The sequence below is a fragment of the Streptomyces sp. NPDC006314 genome (genome assembly GCF_040613075.1).
GTDB lineage: Bacteria > Actinomycetota > Actinomycetes > Streptomycetales > Streptomycetaceae > Streptomyces.
This window is the reverse complement of the sequence record NZ_JBEXRL010000032.1, coordinates 37,389-53,149: the sequence shown is the minus strand read 5'-3', so window position 1 is coordinate 53,149 and position 15,761 is coordinate 37,389. Positions and strand designations below refer to the sequence as shown.

General features: G+C 70.2%; 14 protein-coding genes and 2 pseudogenes. 3 read left to right on the top strand and 13 right to left on the bottom strand.

Translation table 11 applies throughout. The features are described 5' to 3' along the window. Positions 1–277: 277 nt before the first annotated feature. Positions 278–1,093 (bottom strand): SAM-dependent methyltransferase, encoded by an 816-nt coding sequence (locus tag ABZ079_RS34935; protein WP_356943476.1) that lies wholly within the window; start codon positions 1,091–1,093, stop codon positions 278–280. 199 nt (positions 1,094–1,292) lie between these two features. Here ABZ079_RS34935 and ABZ079_RS34930 point away from each other — a divergent pair, with 199 nt between their 5' ends. Beyond that, positions 1,293–1,922 carry a GNAT family N-acetyltransferase gene (locus ABZ079_RS34930; RefSeq protein ID WP_356943475.1) on the top strand — a complete coding sequence of 210 codons (630 nt, stop codon included), beginning with the start codon at positions 1,293–1,295 and terminating at the stop codon, positions 1,920–1,922. A gap of 167 nt (positions 1,923–2,089) precedes the next feature. Here ABZ079_RS34930 and ABZ079_RS34925 read toward each other — a convergent pair whose 3' ends face one another. The 12 genes and pseudogenes from ABZ079_RS34925 to ABZ079_RS34870 all read right to left on the bottom strand — a co-directional run bounded on the left by ABZ079_RS34925 (position 2,090) and on the right by ABZ079_RS34870 (position 13,171). Next, a complete protein-coding gene (locus tag ABZ079_RS34925) occupies positions 2,090–2,596 on the bottom strand; it encodes a carboxymuconolactone decarboxylase family protein (protein WP_356943474.1) in 507 nt (168 codons plus the stop codon). Between the two features lie 223 nt (positions 2,597–2,819). Then, positions 2,820–3,112 (bottom strand): annotated as a pseudogene (locus ABZ079_RS34920) (IS5/IS1182 family transposase); the annotation flags it as partial. Positions 3,113–3,423: 311 nt separating this feature from the next. Then, positions 3,424–4,011, bottom strand: coding sequence for a hypothetical protein (locus tag ABZ079_RS34915; protein WP_356943473.1), 588 nt, complete (start codon positions 4,009–4,011; stop codon positions 3,424–3,426). Positions 4,012–4,623: 612 nt separating this feature from the next. Next, complete coding sequence (locus tag ABZ079_RS34910; RefSeq protein WP_356943472.1) at positions 4,624–5,139, bottom strand: hypothetical protein; 516 nt, start codon at positions 5,137–5,139, stop codon at positions 4,624–4,626. Beyond that, complete coding sequence (locus ABZ079_RS34905; RefSeq protein WP_356943471.1) at positions 5,123–5,614, bottom strand: RNA polymerase sigma factor; 492 nt, start codon at positions 5,612–5,614, stop codon at positions 5,123–5,125. Before ABZ079_RS34905 ends, ABZ079_RS34910 begins: the two co-directional genes overlap by 17 nt. 119 nt (positions 5,615–5,733) lie before the next feature. Then, positions 5,734–6,351 carry a class F sortase gene (locus ABZ079_RS34900; RefSeq protein WP_356943470.1) on the bottom strand — a complete coding sequence of 206 codons (618 nt, stop codon included), beginning with the start codon at positions 6,349–6,351 and terminating at the stop codon, positions 5,734–5,736. Further along, positions 6,348–6,749 carry a sortase-dependent protein gene (locus ABZ079_RS34895; RefSeq protein WP_356943469.1) on the bottom strand — a complete coding sequence of 134 codons (402 nt, stop codon included), beginning with the start codon at positions 6,747–6,749 and terminating at the stop codon, positions 6,348–6,350. Before ABZ079_RS34895 ends, ABZ079_RS34900 begins: the two co-directional genes overlap by 4 nt. 832 nt (positions 6,750–7,581) lie before the next feature. Beyond that, positions 7,582–8,334: an SDR family NAD(P)-dependent oxidoreductase gene (locus ABZ079_RS34890; protein WP_356943468.1), complete on the bottom strand. Its 753-nt coding sequence runs from the start codon at positions 8,332–8,334 to the stop codon at positions 7,582–7,584. Between the two features lie 24 nt (positions 8,335–8,358). Continuing rightward, on the bottom strand, positions 8,359–9,678 hold the full coding sequence (locus tag ABZ079_RS34885; RefSeq protein ID WP_356943467.1) for an MFS transporter: 1,320 nt from the start codon (positions 9,676–9,678) through the stop codon (positions 8,359–8,361). Positions 9,679–9,681: 3 nt separating this feature from the next. Next, the gene (locus ABZ079_RS34880) at positions 9,682–10,269 is read right to left on the bottom strand and encodes a DUF5825 family protein (protein WP_356943466.1); all 588 of its coding nucleotides are present in this window, start codon (positions 10,267–10,269) and stop codon (positions 9,682–9,684) included. Continuing rightward, on the bottom strand, positions 10,269–12,164 hold the full coding sequence (locus tag ABZ079_RS34875; protein WP_356943465.1) for a RiPP maturation radical SAM C-methyltransferase: 1,896 nt from the start codon (positions 12,162–12,164) through the stop codon (positions 10,269–10,271). Before ABZ079_RS34875 ends, ABZ079_RS34880 begins: the two co-directional genes overlap by 1 nt. A gap of 161 nt (positions 12,165–12,325) precedes the next feature. Continuing rightward, a complete protein-coding gene (locus ABZ079_RS34870; RefSeq protein ID WP_356943464.1) occupies positions 12,326–13,171 on the bottom strand; it encodes a ferritin-like domain-containing protein in 846 nt (281 codons plus the stop codon). Positions 13,172–13,624: 453 nt separating this feature from the next. On the opposite strand from ABZ079_RS34870, the gene ABZ079_RS34865 reads away from it, so the two are divergent. Next, a complete protein-coding gene (locus ABZ079_RS34865; protein WP_356943463.1) occupies positions 13,625–14,908 on the top strand; it encodes an FAD-binding oxidoreductase in 1,284 nt (427 codons plus the stop codon). Positions 14,909–15,201: 293 nt separating this feature from the next. Next, positions 15,202–15,712: pseudogene (locus ABZ079_RS34860) on the top strand (YcnI family protein); the annotation flags it as partial. Between the last annotated feature and the right edge of the window lie 49 nt (positions 15,713–15,761).

The following is a 15,761-nucleotide window of genomic DNA, read 5'->3' as shown; positions in this document are numbered from 1 at the left end:
AGTTCCAGACGGGCACCCCCTACGGCACCGCCACCGGGGCCGGCGCGCCCAGCGACGAGACTCTGCAGGCGATCCGTTACCAGGCCCGGCGTGTCGCGGACACCGCGGCCGCCCTCAAGGCCGGCCGCGCCGCCTGATCCGGCACCGAACGCCGACGGGCCGGTCGCGCCGCGTGTGGCTTTCAGAGAGTGGATCCGAAGGCCGGCGCACGCGGCGCAGATCGCTCCACTCCGCCTCGGGTGAGGAGGAGTGGAGCGTAGGCCGGCGTGTTTCCTGGTCACGGCTTCCGGGCGAGTCCGCCGTGCTCGGCGACGATCTCAGGGGCGGGCGATCCGGGCTCCGGGCGCCACTGCGTGACGGACACGACGCCGGGCTCGATGAGCTGCAATCCGTCGAAGAACGCGGTGATCTCATCGACGGTGCGCAGGTTGTAGGGTGCGGCGCCACTGTTGTTGTAGGTGTCCTGGGCCTGTTCGAAGACCGGGTCGATGCCGCGTGAACCGTCGTTGATGGAGAGGTAACTGCCCGAGGGCAGGGCGTCCATCAGGTGGGTGACGATGGAGCGGGCCCGGTCGTAGTCGGCGACGTGGCCCAGGATGTTGCTGAGGATGAGGGCCGTGGGCCGGCTGAAGTCCAGCGTCTCGGCGGCCGCCGCGAGGATGCGGTCCGGGTCGGTGACGTCGGCGTCGATGTAGGCGGTCGCGCCCTCGGGGGAGGAGTAGAGCAGGGCGCGGGCGTGGGCCAGGACCATGGGGTCGTTGTCGACGTAGACGATCCGTGCCTCGGGGGCGAGCCGCTGGGCGACCTCATGGGTGTTCTCGGCGGTCGGCAGGCCGGTCCCGACGTCCAGGAACTGCCGGATGCCCGCCTGGGAGACCAGATAGGCGATGTTGCGGCGCAGGAAGGCACGGCTGCCGCGGGCGATGGTGACGATGCCGGGAAAGACAGCGGTGTACGCATCCCCGGCCTCCTCGTCGACGGGGTAGTTGTCCTTGCCGCCGAGCCAGTAGTTCCAGATACGGGCGGAGTGCGGCACCGAGGTGTCGATCTTCTGGTGCACCGCTGGTCCGGGCGTCGTCGCGGGGTCGGTCATGAGTCGTGTCCGTCTTTCAGCCGATGTCTGGATCATTCACAGGACAACCTACGTCGAACACTCGCCGCGCACCTGCCAGTTGCCGTCAAGAAGGCCTGCACCCGGCCGACCGCGACGGGCTCGGCCCTGAGGTGATCCCGGCACCCCGCACCTGTCCACAAACCGTCACGGCTCGTAGGAGCGGACTTACGCTCGAGTCATGAAGAGGACTGCACACGATGCGACGGTGCCGGCCGTGGCGGGGACGGTCGTATACCGGCTGGCGCGGCCCGAGGACGGCGAGGCCCTCGCCAGGCTCGACGGGTCGTTCACCACGCATTCCGTCTTTGCGGTGACCACGGGCCACGAGGGCTTCAGGATCCGTGAGACTCCGATCGACCCTCCCCTTCGCAAGGTCTTCCCCGAAGAGGACGACGGCGAGGACGACGACACCGATCCCGAGCAGAGCCGGACGGTGGCCGCCTTCGACGCAGACGAGCTGTGCGGGTTCGTCAAGGCCTCCTTCGACCCGTGGAACGCCCGTCTGAGCATCTGTGACATCGAGGTCGCACCCGCGTGGAGGGGCAAAGGGGTGGGGCGGACCCTGATGCATCACGCCTTCGACTTCGCGAGAGAGTGCGGGGCGGTGCATGTGTGGCTCGAGGTCAGCAACATCAACGCTCCCGCCATTCACGCCTACCTCAAGATGGGCTTCGCCTTCTGCGGGCTGGACACCTCGCTCTACGACGGCACCGCCTCGGCAGGCGAACAGGCACTCTTCATGAGCCGGTACATCAGCGCGCCCACCCCGGGCTCACCACGCCTCACCGGCAACCCCGCCTGCCCGTAACGGCGTCGGCGTAGCGATCGCGGCCTGCGTCCGGCAGCGACGTCACCGCTTCGCGACCGGGACGACGGGCATGCCGGTGACGGCGTTGTCCTCTCCCGGCGCCGGCCGACCGGTCACGCCGGCTCGTCACAGGGGCTTGGGAGGGATCGGGTGTCAGGCGGCCGCTCTCATTCCCAGGGGTCGGTGAACGCCCGTCCGGGGACCGGCTTGGCGATGAGGGCGATGGGGATGAAGAAGCCGACCTGTCCGATGGCGATGGTCAGGGTCGTGAGCGCCGTGTCGTCGTAGTGCTCGGACACCTGGGCGTACAGGTCGTCGGAGACCCGCTCGCCGTGTGCGGAAGGGTGGAGCACGGCTTCCACGAGAGCGAGCGCGGCACGCTCGGCACTGGTGAAGTACGGTGCGTCCTGCCAGGACGCCACCGCCGTGATCCGCTCCTCGGACTCTCCGGCCTTGCGCAGGAAGCCCGTGTGCAGGACGGTGAGGTAGGTGCTGCCGACGATCTGCCCGGCGCGCAGCTGGACCAGACTGATCGTGGTCCGCGGTACCGAGCGGTTGCCGGTGGCCTTGAACAGCGCCGCCGACACCTCCGCCAGTTCGGGCACGAGCTCCTGAGGATCCCGGGACATCCGCGGACGCATCGGCACCTGCGCAGTGATCGAACGTGCTGCCATCGTCGTCTTCCCTTCCACTTCACGTTGCGGTCACTGCCCTGACGGATCACCGCGCAGGAATGTGACCGGTGGTAGAGGTCCGCCGACACACACCCCGGTACAGTGTCGAGCCCGCGTCACGAGCCAGACGGCGCCCCCTTCGCGACGGCCTTGCCTAGGCGTTCGTCGGTGGCGTGCCGGTCCCGCCGGACGACCCAGCGGCGGGTCAACCCCTCGAACAGGGCTACGCCTTCGAGGCCGTTCCCGCACTGGGTTCTGTCGTCACATGTCGCGCCCACATCAGCAGGGCTGCGCGGGTGACGGCTGCTTGGTAGGACTCGGTGGACTGTCATATCGGGTGGCGATGCCGCGCCACTGCCTCAACTCGTCGAAGCACCGTTCCACCACGTTGCGCCGCGTGTATGTGGCGCGGTCGAAAGCCGGGGGCCGTCCGCCACGGCTGCCGCGGTTCAGCCGGTTGCGGGCCTGCTCGGCTCGCTCGGGAATGGTGTGGCTGATACCTCGCCGACGCACAGCACCGTCGAGCGGGCGATCAACGGGTCGGGGCCGGGTGGCCGTCCGCCGCGTGAGCCTTTGCCCCGGCGGGCGGCCTGACTGTCGGACTTCTCCGGGATGGTGTGCTGGATGCCCCGGCGCCACGGGTACTCACGAGGGGGCGAAGGGTTCCTGTGCAGCTCAGGCGCATACTCGGTGGTGCAGGCAAGTTCGGCAAGCAGCAGGAGGTGTTTGTGTGGAACGCCCCCCGGGGGAACTGGTCGAGAACGCCGGCCCTGTGCGGTTCCCCCTGTCCCTGAGGGAGGGCTGCCCCTTGCCTGTGTTACCGGCTGTCAGTTGAAGATGTCCAGGAGGTCCAGCCAGGAGCCTGCGTCGTCGGCGGGGCGGCGCCGCATCGGGAGCGGATCCGGGTAGGTCTCCGCTGCGGCCCTCGCGCGGACGATGTCGGGCCCGCCGCACGCCGCGACCGCGAAGGCGCCGAAAACCTTGGCGAACGCGGCCGGGTCGCGGAACTCCACGCCGAACGCTCGGCCGTCCCGCAGCGGCACCCACACCACCCGGTCGGACCGTGTCCATTCCAGCACCGGCCGGTCGTCCGCGGTCGACCGCCCCTCCAGCCACAGCCGCGCCACGTGCAGCAGGTTCACCCTCTCCATGGGCAGCCGCTTGCGCCGCACCCGCAGTTCACGCGCCGTCAGCTCGACGCGCTGGTCCTTCCTCGGGTACCAGACGACGCCGATCCCGAACGGCACCCACAGCAGGATCCCGATCATCGGCCAGACCAGAGCGTCGCCCCACGACCGGAGGAGCCCGCCGTCCAGCAGGTACAGGGCCCCGAAGACCAGAACCCACTTCGCCGTCATCCGCCAGAACCCGCTGCCCTGCCGGTACAGGACCCGCCGCTTCTCCGTCATCGCCATGCCCGCACGCTACCCGCCGCCCCGCAGGTACCGTTCGGCAGCTCGGTTGGCGGGTGATCCTGGTGGCTCACCTACCGATCACGGGCTCCCTGGTCTTGCTACAAGCGACTCCTCCGCCTCACCACATAGGACACGCTCCCAAACTCCAGCAGCGGTTCGTGTCCCCCGGCCAAGGCCTGTTTCCTGACCACCGCCCACGGCCTGCACGGCGATCACGGTGTCGCACTCCGCATCAACAAGGCACCGTTGAGGCTGCCACCGCCGCTGGACGCTCGTGTTCCTTCACTCGTCGACATTGCCCACAGCCACGAGCACACGGTGAACAGAAACGAGACGAACACCCTGGGTGTCCCGACTCAATGCCCTGAACGCGGACTCACAGGGGTCACCGGCCGTGCTGCAACGGCTGCTCCGTATTGTCGCTCGTCCCCACCGGCAGGGGCCAGGCCCGCTGGACCATGCGCTGGAAGACCGCGCTGAACGCCTTCGACATCACCCTTCGACAGCCGGCTCTCAGCAGCCGTCAGTAACCCAACCACCCTGTTTGAACCGTTCGGTTTGACAGACCCGGCACACTGCGCCGACAGACGTATGTTCCGGCGGCCCCGGGGGTCACGGGCGGATGCCGGCTGCGGAGGCGGACGGAGACGTGTGCGGTGACGGCTCCACCGTGCGCAAGCGTGAGGTGGGGGCCGAGGGCGGGGGTTCTGTCGGCGTTGTCGAGCGGGCAGCGGAGGGCGAGGCGGCGGTGGCCGGGGGGCGGGTGGGAACGGTCGTCGTACCCGTCGAGGGGCGGGCGCTGGGGCGAGGGGTGACACCCACAGGAGCAGATTCGGCCGGGGTCGGTACGGCCGCGGGGCTGCTCGCGGGGGGTGGGGCAAGGGGGGCCGTCGGGGAGGCGGGTTCCTGGTGGGTGGTACGCAGGAGCGGTACGGCGAGGAGGGCAGCGACCGCGCAGGTCGCGCCGGCTCCGACGGCAGCGCGCAGGATGCGGCGGCGGGCCGCGCCACGGCGGATCTCGTCGTACCGGCCGGGGGGCGGGGCGAGGTGCTCGGAGGGCGGCCGCATGATGACGGCGAGGGGGTCGTCGGGGTCGAAGTCCGGACCGTCGTCATTGTATGTGATCAAGACTTCTCCTCAGGTGGGCGCGGAGCAGCTCGCGGGCCGCGTGCAGGTCGGCCTTGACGGTTCCTTCCTTGCGTCCGGTCAGCACGGCCACCTCCCGGATCGGCATGTCAGCGTAGTAGTGCAGGAGGATCGGTATGCGCAGTCGTTCGGGGAGCGCCTGGACGAGCAGGCGGACCGAGGGGTCGGTCTGCTGGGTGGGCGGGCGGACGGACGCTTCCACGGTGGCGCGCTGCACCGCCTTGCGCTCGCGCTCCAGCTTGCGCCAGTGGTCCCGGACGATGTTCGCGGCTGTGACGTAGAGGAAGCCCCGGGGCTCCGATACGGACGTCCAGCGGGCCCAGAGGCGGGTGAACGCCTCCGAGGCGATCTCATGGGCGGTCTCATCGTCGTCGACCAGACGGCGGCACCAGCCGGCCAGGCGCGGGTAGAGAGCAGCGAACAGCTCTGCTGCTGCCTTCTCGCGGGACCGTTTCAACGCTCTCCATGGGGTGGGGGGCACTCGTCGCGCTCGGGGTGCGCGGGGCGCCCGTGGGGAAGATCCCGGACCGACAGGGTATGTTCCATCGGTCCGGGATCGGGGTGGGTGGCGGCCGGTCAGTTGCTCGCGCTCAGTGCGGCGAAGACGATCACGTTGTCGAGGTAGCCGTCGCCGGTACGGGGCCCACCGCACGTGATGAGCCGCAGCTCCGGCCGGTCGACGTCGCCGTAGACCTCCTTCGTCGGGAAGGCGGCCTTGGCGACCGTTCGCGTGGAGGTAACGGTGAACGCGGCTGACGTGCCGTTCTCCAGGCGCACCGTGATCCGTTCGCCCCGGCGTAGCCGGTCGAGGTGGCGGAAGACGCCGTCCCCGTAGGCGCCGACCGTGACATGGCCGAGGATCACCGACGGACCGGTCTGGCCCGGCATCGGGGAGTGCTGGTACCAGCCCGCCTGGTCGTGCGCGGTGATCGGGGGCACCTGCACACTGCCGTCCTCCGCCAACCCGAGTCGCATCACCGGGGTGTCGACGCCGATCTCTGGGATCCGCAGCCGCGCCGGGACCGAACGGCCCAGCGACTGCGGCGCGTTCGCCCGGTCCGCGGAGGACCTGGCAGGCGCGTGCTTACCACTGGGGCGGGTGGCCGACGCCCTGTCGCTGCCGCGGCCGGCGCAGCTCACGAGCAGTGAGGGCAGCGCAGCGGTGACGAACACGCGCCTGGACAGGTGGGTCATGCCCCGGTCGCCTGTCGGCGGCGTACAAGGAAGATCGCCACGCCGCCCACGGCGAGGGCACCGGCGGCACCGCCGCCGATCAGCATGCCGTCCGAGCCCGAGCCATTGGAGCCGGTGGTCACACCGGTGTTGGGGGCCCCACTCGGTACGACGCCGACCTGGCCGGGCCCCTCGCTCGGCACGGCGGTCGGGGCGGGGGTGGTCGTCCGGCTCGGTTCCCGGGTGGGGACCGCGCTCGGCTCCGTGCCGGCCGGCGCGCTCGGCCGCGCCGACGGCTCGGACGTGGCCGAGGGCCGGGTGGTCGGGGACGCGCTGGCCCCGTGGGCGAACGCGGGCACCGTGCTCGCCAGCACGGCGGCGCACGCGGCTGCCGTGGCGCTGAGGACTGTTCGGCGCATGAATCGCTCTCTTTCGTCGGCCGGCCCGGTGGGGACGGGCGGGTGGCGTGATGGATCGAGCGGAGAGACGAGACAGGATCAGCACCGGTTGTAAAGGACTGGCAAAGTTGCGCGGGGTGCGGACGGGGAGGACGGTCGCTCCCCGCCCAGCACATCGCACACCAACCCTTTGACCTGCGACTTTCAAGTCTGCGGCCCGGCCGCCGGGGGGCGGCTGGGAGGGATCGGGCGGCATCGTCCGCGCCATCAGGGACAGATGCCCCGCTGCGGCTCGTGGCCGGCCCGTGGGGCGTACCGCGTGACTATTCTGAACGTCGGTCAGTGCGCACACCTGGGCCAGGGTGTCGACCGCCACCGTTTGGCCCAGCCAAGAGCCACGCGTTGTCCTGGACGTTGTGGTTCACCAGCGTGGCTCGGTCACCTCGAACGCACGTCGGGGGTGAACCTGGGGCACAGATCCCGGATGGTGTCGCGGTGATGCGTGAGTCGGCCGACTCCTGCTGAACGGCTGGCTCGCCGTGTGCCGTGGCGGGGATCCCGGCGTTCCCCGGGAGGGTCCACCATGGAGGTCGTGCGGACGCAACCTGTGCTGGTGTACGACGGTGGCTGCGGCTTCTGCACGGCCTCCGTGGCCTTCGTGCCCGTTACGACGAACGGGCCTACGTCTGCCACGGCACCGTCACCGCAGCAGCGATCCGCTTATGGCTCCTCTCTTGATCCGCCGGACAGTGCCTAGCCCGGAGGGTGTCACCCGCGCACGTCCGGGCGTCGGCGATGCGCCGCCCGCGCCCCGGCCGCAGCCGCCTCCACCCCGCCCGGAACGGAGGTGCGTTCAATACCGCGCATCGACGGGATCGACCGTGAGTTCCGTGACGCGTGCGTGAGCGGGGCGGCTCATCACCCATTCCACGCCCGCGGCCACGTCCTCGGCGAGCAGCGGGTGGTACGGCCAGTCCGTGACGTCGTGGACGCGCGGTGTCCGGGCCCCCGCCAGAACCGATGCGAACTCGGTGTTGGTCGCGCCAGGCGAGACCAGGGAGATCCGGCAGCCACCGGAGGGCCGTTCCTCCTCGGCCAGCGAACGGACGAAACCCGCCAGCCCGTATTTGGTCGCCGCGTACGGCGCGTAGCCCGGCGAGGGCCGGGTGCCGAACAGGGAGCCGATCACCACCAGATCCCCGCCCGTGGCGTCCAGTTCCGGAAGGAGCCGACGTACCAGGAGCATCGGTGCGAGAAGGTTGACCCGCAGCTGCGACTCCCACTGCCCGGCGTCGGCTTCCCGCACCGGCCCGTGGCCGCGGCCGTGCCCCGCGGCCAGCACGGCGGCCGTGAGCGGGCCCGGTGCGGTGGCGAGCATGCCGGTCAGCGCGTCGGACAACTCGTCCGTCCGCTCCAGGTCGAGGGGCAGCGTGACGCCGGTGACGCCGTGCTCGGCCGACAGTTCCCCCGCCAGCGCCTTGAGCCGTTCCTCGCGCCGGGCGACCAGCACCAGGTCGTATCCGCGGGCGGCGAGCCGGCGGGCTGTGGCCGCGCCGATGCCGCTGCTCGCCCCTGTGACGAGCGCCGTCCCCGCTGTACCGGACATGCGCGTGCTCCTGTTCCTCGGTGACTAGGACCTTTCCGCCGCTCGTTCGACCTCGGCGAGCAGATCGCGCGGGAACCACAGGCTGCTCGCGCCGGCCAGGGCCACGGCCGCCGCCCCGGTCAGCACCGGCACGATGCCGACCCGGGAGGCGAGCCAGCCTCCCGCGAAGGCGCCGACGGGCAGGGTGGCGGTCAGGACCGCCTGGAGGAAGGCGTTGACACGGCCGAGCAGGTGGGTCGGGGTGATGAGCTGCCGCCCCGTGGTCATGGCGATCGACCACACCGTGGCCAGCAGGCCGAACAGCAGCTCATACAGCACCAGCACCCCGAACGCCAACCCCAGAGAAGCCGCGGGGATGAGGAAGAGGGTTGCCCCCGCGCCCAGCGCGCACACCTGGATGGCCCGGGCCATGCCCAGCGCCCGGGTGGCCGTCGTCGCGACGAGCACACCGGTCCCCATGCCGACGGCGTACGCGGCGTACACCGTGCCCAACTGCCATGGCGGCAGTCCCAGTTCCCGGTCCGCGTAGAGGACGAACAACCCGCTTCCCGCGCCGCCGCCCAGGTTGAGCCCGGCTGCGGCCAGGGCCTGCCGGCGCAGCAGCGTCTCGCGCCGGATCACCGCCAGTCCTTCCCTGAGGGCGTCGACTCGGGACTTGGCGTTCGCGTCGGCGTCGTTCACCGACTTGTTCAGCACCGCCGGCAGCACGAGGAACAGCGCCCCGCCGACGACGTAGGCGGCGCACTCCACCAGCAGGGCCGGCGCGGGGTCGACGATGCCGACCAGGATGCCGCCGAGCGCCGGCCCGCCGATCAGGCCGACGGTCCGGGCCCCGGTGAGTGAGGAGTTGGCCGGCAGGAGCTGTTCCGGAGGCACCACGCGGGGCAGGCAGGACTGCAACGCGACGCTCTGCGTGGAGGTGAGGGCGCCGGAGACGGCGGCTGCGGCGAGCAGGTGCGGCCAGGTCAGGCCGTCCAGCGACACCGCGAGCGGCACACTGCCGATGACGGGGACCTGAGCCCAGCCGACGCTCACCAGCAGACGGCGCAGCGGGGCCCGGTCGACGATGACTCCGATCAGCGGACTCAGCAGGACACCGGGCACATAGGTCATCGCCATGAGCGCGGAGGCGCCCATCGGACCGGCACTCAGATGGGCGATGGCCAGGAGCGGGAGGGCAAGGGCGGTGACCTGGCGTCCCACTGAACTCGTCAGCTGCTCCGTGACCAGGAGCATCAGGGGACGGTGCCGGCGCAGCTGCCGGCTCCCGCGGTCCGGGGGAGCCGGTGCGGGCGGGCCGGACTCCGGGGGCACGGACGGTTCGGTGGCCGGGGACGATCCCATGTATCAGATTCCTGTGTCGGGCACGGACCAGTGGCGGATGCGTGGCGGCAGGGTCACCGCCCAGCCCCGGGTGACGAGTACGAGGCCCTCGGCGGCCAGTACGGACACCGCCTCACGCCCCGTACTGCTGAGGTCGTCCAGAGCGGTCGGGCGCAGGCAGGTTCCGAACGTCGCCACCAGGTCGGGGTGGTCCAAGGTGAGCCGGGCCGCAGCGTCCTGGTCGCGGCGGTCCTTGATGTGGATGAACCCCGGTCCCTGCCGGTGGTAGAAATGCCCGTAGGCGTACGAGGAGCGCCAGTCATCCACCGCCGGCCCGTCCGGCGGCGGCAGATGGTGGAGATGGTGCAGCGCGAAGTCCAGGGCCGACGGGGTGGAGCGTACGGCGTCGTCCTGCGGTACGGACCACGACACCGTCAGCGCATGGCTCTGGCACTCCCGCAGGAACTGGACGGCCTCGGCCGTGGGTCTGCCACCCGCGCCGAGCGGCACCGGCTCGGCGACGGCCACGTGGTGGCCGTGCATCCGGTACGACAGGACGTCCGGCAGGTTCGGCCGGTCCGGCGCCGCCAGCGACGGCTTCGCGGTGCGCATCACGCCACCCCTTCGGGGGTGGGGCTGCCGGTGCGCAGCCAGACGTCCTGGCCGGGGGCGCGGATGGCCACCGCCTGGGTGGGCAGCGCGAGGTACGTGTCCCCGTCCCGGAACACCAGCCCGTCCGCGAGGAGTTCGCGCCCCCACTGCGTGAGCGTGTCCAAGGGGACCTCGTACCCGGCCTCGGCCAGGTGCCGCTGGAGGGCAGGGAGAGTGCGGCCGTGGTCCAGCTCCCGGAACGCCGCTGCCCGCCAGTGCGTCAGCCGGTGTGTGCGCTGCGGCCAGCCCTGGCGCTCGTCGTGGACGACCAGGGCGTCGTCGCCGTCCGCCGACGGTTCGAGAAACAGCCGGGACGACGGGTAGGCGGACGCCCACCGGTCGATCTCCTCCACCAGCCGCCGCTCCACCTCGCCCCGGATACCGGCGGCCGGCGTGTCGAACAGGAAGACCAGGTCTTGCAGTTCCTCCGTCGGCAACTGGTAGACGTGCTGGTAGATGTCGGCCGGGCGGCGGGCGGCGAAGCCCAGAGCGGGGTTCGTGAAGTGCGGGCTGAACCGCTCCAGCGCGATGCGCGTGGCGCCGTTCGGCGGCTGGAGGTGCCGCAGGGCCGGTAGCTGGTCGATGATGTCCGTGTAGTCCTCGTCGCGTTCGCCGGGGAAGCCGTAGAGGTAGTTCCACACACAGGTGAGTGCGTAGTTTTCGCACTCGCGCATCGTACGGACGTTGCGGGCGCCGCTGACTCCCTTGTCCATCAGGCCGAGCACCCGGCTGTTCAGGCTCTCTATGCCGGGCTGGACGTGGGTGACCCGGGCGCGGGCCAGCAGGGCGATCTGTTCCCTGGAGAGGTTGGATTTCACCTCGTAGTGGATACGCAGGTCCCATGGACACTCGGCCGCCCGAGGCAGGAAGTCACGGAAGTAGTCCATGCTGATGATGTTGTCCACGGTGATGACGTCCAGGAGTTTGTGCCGCTCCACCAGCCGCGTGATCTCGCCCCACAGTTGTTCACCGGACTTCGCACGGAACTCCATGAGGCTGCCGTTGAGTCCGCAGAAGGTGCAGTGGTGCTTTTCGCCCCACCAGCAGCCCCGGGCGCCCTCCACCACGAGCTTCGGCTCCACGAACTCGGCCACGGGCGAGGACTCGATGTCCTCCTGCCAGGCGTCGTAGTCCGGGCTGGGCAGGAGGGCGACGGGTAGGGTTCCCTGGGCCTCACGGTTGGCGTGCGAGGTGCCGCCGTCCCACCAGCAGACTCCGGGGACGTCCGCGGGGCTGGTGCCGTCCTCGATGTGGGCGAGCAGCGAGGGGAAGGACTTCTCCGCCTCACCGCGTACGACGTAATCCAGGAACGAGTGATTGCGGTGCAGGGCGTGCCCCATGACGCCGTCGCAATTGCTCCCACCGAGCACCGTCACGACCTCGGGCCGGAGCCGCTTGATCTCGCGGGCGAGGGCGAGCGACGGCACGTTCTGCAGGAAGGTGCTGGTCATACCGACGACATCGGGGTCCGAGGCGAGCACCTCCCGGACCGCTTCGGCGATGAACCCGGAGGCGTACGGCCGCATGCGCAGCACGCTCTCGACGGAGGTTCCCGTCCTGGCGGCATAGGCGGTCAACTGGTCAACGCCCCATCGCTCGTCGTCGTACAGACAGCCTGAGAAGACCCAGTCACCGAAGCCGTCGAACACCTGGTCGTCCGCGACGGTCATGTACTCCTGCGGCGTCAGTTCCCCGCCGCTGTGCGTCAGCAGGAACTCGGCCCAGCGCAGCCATCCGTGGTACTCCGTGACCTCGTCGGCCGGTCGTTCCTCGGCGATGAGAGAGTGCAAGAGGCCCACTTGAAGTGACGGCATCTCAAGCGCGTGCCAAGGCATGGAGACGAGCGCGATACGCATTCCTGCCCTTTCCGGGTGTCAAGAGGCGGCCGTACCCTCGCGGTACGGCCGCCTTGGTGCCGACTAGCGCTTGGCGTTGTCGTTCACGCGGCGGGTCGTGCCCACGCTGTACTTGTTGGCGGCCTTCGTCTGGGCGCGGACCGCAACCTTCTTGATCTCCATCACACCTCCCCGATTTCTCGAACCTGCTCGCGGTGCCGGGACAGTTCTTCACGGTCGTCCCGGACATTCAGGAGCACCCGCATACGGGTGGCGTGCCGTGCTCTGAGCCAGGAGGCGACCCGCTCCGCCGGCGTCCCGGGAAGGAGACGGTGCACCAGCGAGGCCAGGCCCTGCACGTCGTTGTGTTTCAACACGATCTGCTCGCTCGCCAGCAGCAGGTCGGCCGGCAGACGGCGCAGCCGCTCCGCGCCGGGGCCATGCGTCAGGTAGGCCATGCCGAGTGCGACATGGCGGGACTCGTCCCGGCGCACCAGCCGGTACACCTCGCCGAGGCCGTCCTCGCGCAGTCCCTCGACGAACCACCGGAACTCGTCGGCTGCGAACCCCTCGGCCAGGGTGTGGGCCAGGAAGCGAGCGGTGTAGTCGTCCAGGGACCACAGGTCGCGCGACAGTTCCTGCTGGGCCTCACCGGGCTCTTTGACGGATCCGGCAACGGCATGTGCGTAGTGGTGGAAGACAGCCGAGTGTTTCGCCTCGTCGGCCACGGCTGTGGCGAGCACCAGTTTCATGTCGCCCTCGGAGCACTCGTGCAGCAGCCCGGCCGCCACGTCCATGCCCACCTGTTCGGCGTACGTGCTGCCGCTGGCGAGCAGCCAGGAGAGTTCGGAGGGAGGCGCGGCCTTGGCCCGGTCGCGCAGGGTCCGGCGCACCACTTCGGCCGGTTCCCAGTCGTGCGACCTGGCGTCACGGATGAACCGGTGAAGCAGGTCGGGGACGCCGCGCGTGCGGTAGCGAGCGACCGTGGGCCGACGTGGCCCACGGTGAGCATCTGCGGTCCCAGCCATCCCTCTCCCCGTTGCTGGTTGATGCCGAGCGCAAGCAAGCAAAACACGACGTGCCCGCCAGTTCGACCCCGTCCGTCGCTCAGGCCATGGGAATGCGCCACCGTCCCGGTGGCCGCGGATTTCTCCGATGAGACACGGATGATCCAACGCTGAACTGCGTCACTTACCCGTGACCAAGCTGCTGACGGTGGCCGCCGGGACAGGCGCGCGACGGTACCGATGATGGCCGGAACCGGACGACGAACCCTCCGCGAGCGGCGGTCCGACGTCTTTGCGTCAAGTCGTGGATCACGGGGTGGCCTGTCCTCGGTGACGGGGCATGCTGATCTCACTCGTCTGCGAGGGAGAGATCGCCACATGCAGGAGGACAGTTCTCGGGGACCGGGCTTGCCCGGACACTGGTTGAGCCCCGGTGACCCGCGTTACGACGAAGCTCGAACGGTGTGGAACGGCATGCACGACCGGCATCCCGCCCACATCGCCCGGTGCCGTTCCGCGGCGGACGTGAGCGAGGCGCTGCGGTACGCGGCGACGCGGGACCTGCCCGTGACCGTGCGGGGTGGAGGCCACAACGTCGGGGGAAGCGCGGTCGCCGATGGCGCCGTGATGATCGACCTGTCGCCCCTGCGTACCGTCACCGTCGACCCGGAGGCCCAGGTCGCCGAGGCCGGAGGAGGATGCCTGCTGCGTGACCTGGACACCGCCACGGCTCCCTACGGGCTGGCCTGTCCTTCGGGCGTCGTCTCCCACACAGGCCTGGGCGGACTGGCCCTGGGCGGCGGATACGGATGGCTCGCCCGTCAGTGGGGGCTGACCTGCGACCACATCCTCGCCGCCGAAGTCGTCCTCGCGGACGGATCGGTAATCGAGGTCACGGAGGAAAGCCATCCCGAACTGCTGTGGGCGCTGCGCGGCGGGGGCGGCAACTTCGGTGTGGTCACCCGCTTCACCCTGCGGCTCCGTCCCGTCGGGCCCGTGCGGTTCAGTCTGGGCGTCTACGCGCTGGACGAGGTTCCCGATGCCCTGGCCGCATACCGGAAGTACACCGGGCGGCAGCCGCCGGAAATGCACACGGTCGGCGGGCTGAAACGGGCGGGACACCAGGAGTGGATCCCTCCCCACCTGCGGGGGGAACCCGTGCTCTTCCTCATCGCGGTGTGGTCCGGAGATCCCGAGGAGGGCCAGGCGCGGACCGCGGCCCTCTTCGAGGAGGTCGTGCCCGCGGCCCACGTGAGCCACACCATGACGTATCCCGCACTGCAAGCGCTCGGCGACGACAGCCAACCCAAGGGTGACCGATACTTCATCAAGTCCTCCTACCTCGACGACCTTTCCCCCTCGGCCGTACGCCGGCTCGTCGCGGCGGCCCTCGACGAGCCGACCGCGCTCTGCTCGATCGATTTCGAATTCCTGCGGGGAGCCATTTCCGACGTGCCGGACGAGGCATCCGCGTTCCCCGGCCGCGACGCCCCCTATCAAGTGACGGTGGTGTCACACTGGACCGACCCGGAACGCGACAGCGAGCACATCGTCTGGGCGCGGGAAACGGCCGAACGCCTACGGGAATTCGGTACCGGGGGTGCGTACGCCAACTACGTCCAGGGCGAGGGCGACGGGAGGGCACCGGACATCTACGGGCGAGACCGCTACGCCCGGCTCGTGGCCGTGAAGAAGAAGTACGATCCGGACAACGTCCTGCGCGGCAACCTCAACATACGGCCCGAGGGCGCCCTCTGAAGCGGGCTCGGAAGGCCGGCCCTGTGCTGACCTGGTGGCTGTGACGCGGGGAGGCCGCGGTGTGGTCGCTGCTGCGGTGGGTGGTCGCGTCCGTGCCGGGGCTTGCCACCTGGTGGCAGGTCGCCCGCCGGGCGGAGTGTGTACCTGTCGCGGCGTGTCCTGTACGCCGGGCTGCCGGTGAGCCGTGGTCGATCCGGCAGGCACGGCTGAGGTATGCCCTTCATCGGCGGGGACCCCATGGGGATGTCGTACGGGATCCGGCCCCCGACGCGCCTACGGAGATCCATCACCTCATGTCCAGGACCCCTTCCACTTTCCGCCGCGCCGGCACCATCACCGCGCTGACCGCCGTCGGCCTTCTCGCCGCCGCGGGTGTCGCGGCCGCGCACGTCACCGTCCACCCCGACAGCTACGCCACGGGCGCCACGGACGGCGCCCTGGCCTTCCGTGTGCCCAACGAGGAGGACAAGGCCAGCACCAGCAAGGTGCAGGTGTTCCTGCCCGCCGGCGCCCATCACGACGGACGACGGCACGATCACCGACGCCGTCTCCGAGATCACCTTCACCGGCGGGGAGATCGCTCTCGGCCAGTACGAAGACTTCAACGTCGCCTTCGGCCGGCTGCCGGACGACACCGGCCGGCTGACCTTCAAGGCGCTGCAGACCTACTCCGACGGGAAGGCCGTCCGCTGGATCGAGGAGGCCCAGGGCGCTCAGGAGCCGGAGAACCCGGCGCCGGTGCTCAAGCTCACGGCCAAGGCCGCGGAGGAAGACAGCGGTACCTCGACCGCCTCGTCGGCGAGCGCGAAGAGCTCCGGCACCACAATTGGGTGCGGCTGTCACTTGAGTGACG